The organism is Corallococcus llansteffanensis (genome assembly GCF_003612055.1).
Taxonomy (GTDB): domain Bacteria; phylum Myxococcota; class Myxococcia; order Myxococcales; family Myxococcaceae; genus Corallococcus; species Corallococcus llansteffanensis.
The window spans coordinates 1-5,313 of the sequence record NZ_RAWB01000637.1 but is presented as its reverse complement, the minus strand read 5'-3'; the positions used below and the strand labels follow the sequence as shown (position 1 = coordinate 5,313).

At 72.5% G+C, this 5,313-nt stretch carries 6 protein-coding genes; 1 reads left to right on the top strand and 5 read right to left on the bottom strand.

Annotation, left to right across the window (positions count from 1 at the left end; genetic code table 11):
* From D7V93_RS37030 to D7V93_RS37020, 3 genes are all read right to left on the bottom strand, one after another.
* Window positions 1-793 (bottom strand): DUF418 domain-containing protein (locus D7V93_RS37030; RefSeq protein ID WP_372338394.1); only part of this gene is annotated, 793 nt, incomplete at its 3' end.
* Between the two features lie 82 nt (window positions 794-875).
* The gene (locus D7V93_RS37025; RefSeq protein ID WP_120647830.1) at window positions 876-1,706 is read right to left on the bottom strand and encodes a metallophosphoesterase family protein; all 831 of its coding nucleotides are present in this window, start codon (window positions 1,704-1,706) and stop codon (window positions 876-878) included.
* A 65-nt stretch (window positions 1,707-1,771) separates the two neighbouring features.
* A complete protein-coding gene (locus D7V93_RS37020) occupies window positions 1,772-2,137 on the bottom strand; it encodes a response regulator (RefSeq protein ID WP_120647829.1) in 366 nt (121 codons plus the stop codon).
* A gap of 130 nt (window positions 2,138-2,267) precedes the next feature.
* Here D7V93_RS37020 and D7V93_RS37015 point away from each other — a divergent pair, with 130 nt between their 5' ends.
* A complete protein-coding gene (locus D7V93_RS37015; RefSeq protein ID WP_120532873.1) occupies window positions 2,268-2,633 on the top strand; it encodes a helix-turn-helix transcriptional regulator in 366 nt (121 codons plus the stop codon).
* A gap of 39 nt (window positions 2,634-2,672) precedes the next feature.
* Here D7V93_RS37015 and D7V93_RS37010 read toward each other — a convergent pair whose 3' ends face one another.
* Window positions 2,673-3,884, bottom strand: coding sequence for a DUF790 family protein (locus tag D7V93_RS37010; protein ID WP_120647832.1), 1,212 nt, complete (start codon window positions 3,882-3,884; stop codon window positions 2,673-2,675).
* The gene (locus D7V93_RS37005) at window positions 3,871-5,304 is read right to left on the bottom strand and encodes a DEAD/DEAH box helicase family protein (protein WP_244237730.1); all 1,434 of its coding nucleotides are present in this window, start codon (window positions 5,302-5,304) and stop codon (window positions 3,871-3,873) included. Before D7V93_RS37005 ends, D7V93_RS37010 begins: the two co-directional genes overlap by 14 nt.
* Window positions 5,305-5,313 lie beyond the last annotated feature (9 nt).

The following is a 5,313-nucleotide window of genomic DNA, read 5'->3' as shown; positions in this document are numbered from 1 at the left end:
CCACCCGCACGAGCAGCTTCCGGTGGCGCTCCACGTCCACCATGAGCCGGTGGCGTCCGGCCCACAGGCCCAGCAGGAAGCGGCCCAGGATGATGCTCAGCCATATCGGGCGGCCGGGGTTGGGCAGGCCCTCCCAGGAGAAGACGGCGTTGGCCTGCTGCGACGTCACCACCGACTCGCTGGACAGGCCCGTGAAGAACGCCGTGCGGCGCGCCGCGTCCCGGTCCCGCGTGGCCTTCGCGGCGAGGGCCGCCTCCTGCTTGCCGTGCAGCACCTCCGGGCCGTAGCGCTGCGCGACGGAGATCAGGAGCGGCAGGACGACGAAGAGCACCGCCACCCACGTGAGCACCGTGCGGTCCGAGCGCTTCTGGAACAGCAGCAGCGCGAAGCCCACCAGCGCGTAGGTGCTGAGGATGTCCCCCACCCACAGCGCGAACATGTGCACGAGGCCGATGCCGAACAGCACCCCCAGCCGCCGCCGGTACACCGGCACGATGGACGCGCCCCGGGCCTCCGCGCGCGACAGTTGCAGGGAGAAGCCCAGGCCGAAGAGGAACGCGAAGAGGGTGATGAACTTCTGGTCGATGAAGAAGGCGTAGAGCGAGCTGACCACCGTCTCCAAGAGCGGCGCGTCCAGGGCCTGGGCCTGCTCGCGCGGCAGCAGCGACCGGCCGCTGAACCAGGAGAGGCTGTTGGAGAGGAAGACGCCGCCCAGCGCGAAGCCGCGCAGGGCGTCCAGCAGGTGCACGCGCTCGGAGAGGTCGACGGGACCGGCGGAGGAGGGTTCGGGCATGGCGGGGACTACACGCCCGCGTCCTCCGCACCGTCAAACGCATGCACTGCGTCACCGCCGTGTCGCCGCGGTGCCCGGGACGTCAGGCGGATTTCTCCGGGCCGGGCAGAACCTCGCGCAGGCAGCGCTCCAGCCCGCCCCGGTGGCGCCACTGCTGGGGGTAGCCGAGCGACACCTCCTCGAAGCGCACGCCGTCGCGCCACAGGGTGGCCGGCATGTGCAGGTGCCCCGTCACCACCACCTCCGCGCGGTAGCGGGTGTGCCAGTCCTCGGTGAGGCGCGTGCCGCACCAGATGGAGAAGCGCGGGATGCGCGGCAGCCGCACGTGCTCGTACCGCAGCGGGTAGTGGTTGATGAGCACGGTGGAGCACCCCGCCGGCAGCCGCTCCAGCCGCGCGCGCGTGCGCTCCACGCGCGCGTGACACCAGGCCTGACGGGTGGGGTACGGCTCCGGGTTGAGCAGCACCTCGTCCGTGCACATCAGGTCGTCCTCCCACGCCCACTCCAGCGCCTTCTCCACCGGCACGGTGTCCGGGCGGAAGGTGTAGTCGTAGCCCAGGAACATGGGCACGAGGACGCGGTGCGGGCCGTCGCCCGGCCAGCGCGGGTAGGGGTCCTCCGGCGTGAGCGCGCCGTAGCGGTGGCACAGGTCCACCATGCGCAGGTAGCGCGCCTCGCCCCGGAGCGGCGGCTGTTCCGAGGGCATGGACCACAGCTCGTGGTTGCCCGGCACCCACACGACCTGGCGGAAGCGCGCGGTGAGCGTGCGCAGCATCAGGTCCATGTCCGCGAGCGTTTCACCCACGTCGCCGCCGACGATGAGCCAGTCGTCCGGACGGGGCGCGAGCGCCGCGAGCGCCTGGTGGTTCTCGGGGTGCCGCAGGTGCAGGTCACTGATGGCGTAGAGCTTCATGGCGCGAGGCGACTACCTTAACGCGCATGCCCGCGCGCGGCACGGGAACCCCCCGGCGCCTGCTGTCAGCCCAGGGAGGCCAGCAGCTCCAGCACCTGCTGCGGCGGCGCGGCGCGGTCCATCCAGGTGATGCCCCGCGCCTCCAGCCCCCGCGTGGGCGGCGGGTGCGTGGTGTGCAGCGCGCACGCGGTGCCCGGGTGCCGGGCGCGCACGCACGTGAGCAGGTGCAGCCCGTCGCCATCCGGCAGGCCGTAGCTGCTCACCACCACGGAAGGCTCGGCCTCGCCCATCAGCTGGAGGGCCTCGCGCACGCCCAGGGCGAAGCGCTTCATGCCGGGAAGGTCACGCACCAGCCTTCGCAGCGCGGCGAGTGCTCGCGGATCCGCGTCGACGAAGAGGAAGCTGGGGGCGGGACCGGGATGCGCGCGCATGAAAGCCAACGGGTGGTGAAGACAGGCGTAACGCAAGAGGTTGTGCCGCGACAAGCCTACCCCGGAAGTTCTTGGAAGCCAACCTCTCAAGTCATATCGACATGGGCGAACCCGGTAGGTTAACGACCCCATGGAAAAGACCCTCGCATCCCGGCTCGGAGGTGCGGCCCGCGTCGCCCGCACCCGCCTGAACCTGACCCAGGCGGACGTGGCGGAGCGCATCGGCATCGCGAGTGAAGTCTATGGGCGGCTGGAGCGTGGCCACATGCTGCCCAGCATCCAGACCTTCCGGCGTCTGTGCGTGGTGCTGTCCATCTCCGCGGACGAGGCGCTGGGCCTCAAGCCGTCGCAGGACGTGAAGTGGGCGGCGGAGCCTCCGTCCGACTACGGCGAGTCCGCGGAGCTGCGCCGGCTGCTTCGCCGCGCGAAGCAGTTGGATCGCGGCTCCATCCGCATCCTCAGCGTGCTGGCCTCGCAGTTCAAACCTCGCGGCTGAGGGGCACTGAAGGGGGCCCGCGCCCCGTTGTCGGTGTCGTCAGGAGGGCTTGGCGTCGTCCCAGCGCGCCAGCCGCTCCCGCAGCTTGCGGACGGAGGGAAAGCCGTTGAAGAGCACCACCTGCGGGTGCTCCTCCAGCACCTGCCGCTCCGCTGACTCCTTCGCCAGCGCCCGGTCCACGCCCAGCAGGAGCCCCGCGTCGGGGCGCGCGCGCAGCTCCGACAGCCTCCGGGACAGCGGCCCCGCGTGCCACGGGTGGAACAGCTCCAGCGCCACCTCGTTGCCCGTCTGGCGGTGGCGGAAGGTGAGGTCCGGCACGCACAGGCCCGCGGCGCCGGTGTGGCGGGGCCGGGGCGTCAGGTCCAATTCCCACGCGGCATCCTCGAACCCTTCCGCCAGCGCGGCCACCTCCGGCGGTACGTGGCCCAGCGCGGCCGGCAGCGGCGACACCAGCGGATCCTCGTGGCTCAGCTGGAGCGTGGCCTGCTTGCGCGCGTCCTCCAGCACGGCGGTCAGCTCCCAGCGCTCCAGGATGGGCACCATCGCCAGGAAGCTCGCGAGCTGCAGGCCGTACTTCTTCTGGAGGGACAGCATCGCGCCGGGGCCCTCCACCTCCAGCGACCAGTCCTCGCCGTCGCGCCGCACCTCCGCCACCAGCCGGCAGAACTTCAGCCAGCGCAGCAGCTTGCGCACGCGCAACAGCTCCGGCGCCCGCGCGCGCAGGGTGAGGCGCCGCGCGTTCAGGAGCGGCCCTTGCGCGAGCGCCAGGTTGTAGCGATCCAACAGCCCCTGCGGCGTGAGCGCCTCTCCGTCCCAGCCGAGCAGCTTCCGGTTGCCGGGCAGGTCCGTGTACAGCGCCTCGCGGGCCGCCTCGAGCGGCGCGCCCAGGGCCTCGGAGAGCCGCGCCTCGTACGCCTCCAGCGTGGAGTCCAGGGGCTGTGTCCGGAGCACGCTCGCGCCCACGAGCAGGGTCTTCCAGCGCGCCTCCAGGGCGCCCTCGCCGGCCTCGTCGAAGAGGAGCCGGTCCATGAGCAGCTTCACCAGGCCCCGCGCGACCTTGGGGCGGCTGAACGCGCCGGCCTTGAGGGCGAAGGCCTCCTCCACGTCGTCGCGGGCCTGGCCCCGGAAGGCCTCCGCGTCCGCGAGCAGCTCCTTCGCGAGCGCCTGGAGGGCCGGGTCGTGCGCCTTGATGAAGGACGGGCGCAGGATGCCTTCGCGCACGCGGGAGGCGAGCAGTTCACGCGTCAGCATCGGGGGGCCCCTCCTGGTAGGCGCGGTGCTGGCGGCGACGCTCGCTGATGCCGCTCTCCGCCGTCTGCGCGGAGCACACCTCGTAGAGCAGGGCGCGCTTGCCAGGGCGCTTTCGCAGGATGCGGCCCAGCCGCTGCACGTGTTCGCGCACGCTGCCGCTGCCGCTGAGCACCACGCCCACGCGCGCCTCGGGCACGTCCACGCCCTCGTTGAGCACGCGCGAGGTGAGCAGCACGGGCAGCTCCGCGCTGGCGAACGCGGCGAGCAGCGCCTTGCGCTCCGGCAGCGGCGTGTGGTGCGTGAGCGCGGGCAGGAGCAGCCGCCGCGCCAGCGTGTAGACGGTCTCGTTGTCGTCGGTGAAGACGATGACGCGGTCCTCGCGGTGCTCCAGGAGGATGCGCCAGAGCGCGTCCAGCTTGCCGCTGGAGGTGAGCGCGATGCGGCGCTGCTCCCGGTAGCCGCGGTAGGCCGCGCGGCCCTCGTCGCTGCGCTGGCTCTGCGCGAGGAAGCGCGCCCAGCCCTCCGGGGACGCCAGGGGCACGCCCAGCCGGCGCACGAAGGTGAGGTACTTGCCGCGCGCCTCGTCGTAGCGCGCCTTCTCGTCGGGCGTGAGCGGCACCTCGACGCGGCGGACCTCATACGGCGCCAGGTACTGGCCCTGGAGCTCCTCGATGCCGGTGCGGTGCACCAGCGGCCCCAGCAATTCCTCGCACACGCGCTCGCCGCCGTCCGCGCGCGCGAGCGTGGCGGTGAGGCCCAGGCGGTAGGGGGCGAGGGCGCCCTCCGCGATGAAGCGGTAGCTGGGCGCGGGCAGGTGGTGGCACTCGTCGCAGATGAGCAGCCCGAAGCGGTTGCCGGTGAACTCCATCTGCATCGCGGCGGAGTCGTACGTCGTCACGGTGAGCGCCTGCCGGTCGTTGACGCCGCCGCCCACCATGCCCACCGGGCCGGGGAAGTACTTCGCGAGCACGCCCTGCCACTGCGCCATCAGGTCCAGCGTGGGCACCACCACCAGCGTGGGCCGCTTCACCCACGCGATGGCCAGCACCGCCAGCAGCGTCTTGCCCGCGCCGGTGGGCAATTCCACCAGCCCCCGGCCTCCCGCGCGAGTCCACGCGTCCAGCGCCGCGCGCTGGTGGGGGAACGGCTCGATGGGGACGGTGAGGGGGAGCTCCACCGGCTCGAAGCGCTTCGCCCGGTCCTCGTAGGGAAGGCCGCACTCGCGCAGGCGCATCACGACGTCGCGGTAGTGGAACGCCGGCGCGCGGAAGACGCCCGTGCGCCCGTCCTTCTGGAACAGCGCGAGCAGGCGCGCGTCCTCGGGCAGCGTCGGGGCCACCAGCGTGCCGCTGTCGTAGTGCAGCTCGATGCCGGGCGGGGACACGGGGTCGATGAGAGGCTCCGAGGCTGGGGAATCCAACGCGGGAGG

What these genes read in the sequence shown, in the direction of transcription:
- D7V93_RS37025 (WP_120647830.1), bottom strand. Translation starts at nt 1,706, where the DNA reads ATGAAGCTCTACGCCATCAGTGACCTGCACCTGCGGCACCCCGAGAAC.
- D7V93_RS37020 (WP_120647829.1), bottom strand. Translation starts at nt 2,137, where the DNA reads ATGCGCGCGCATCCCGGTCCCGCCCCCAGCTTCCTCTTCGTCGACGCG.
- D7V93_RS37015 (WP_120532873.1), top strand. Translation starts at nt 2,268, where the DNA reads ATGGAAAAGACCCTCGCATCCCGGCTCGGAGGTGCGGCCCGCGTCGCC.
- D7V93_RS37010 (WP_120647832.1), bottom strand. Translation starts at nt 3,884, where the DNA reads ATGCTGACGCGTGAACTGCTCGCCTCCCGCGTGCGCGAAGGCATCCTG.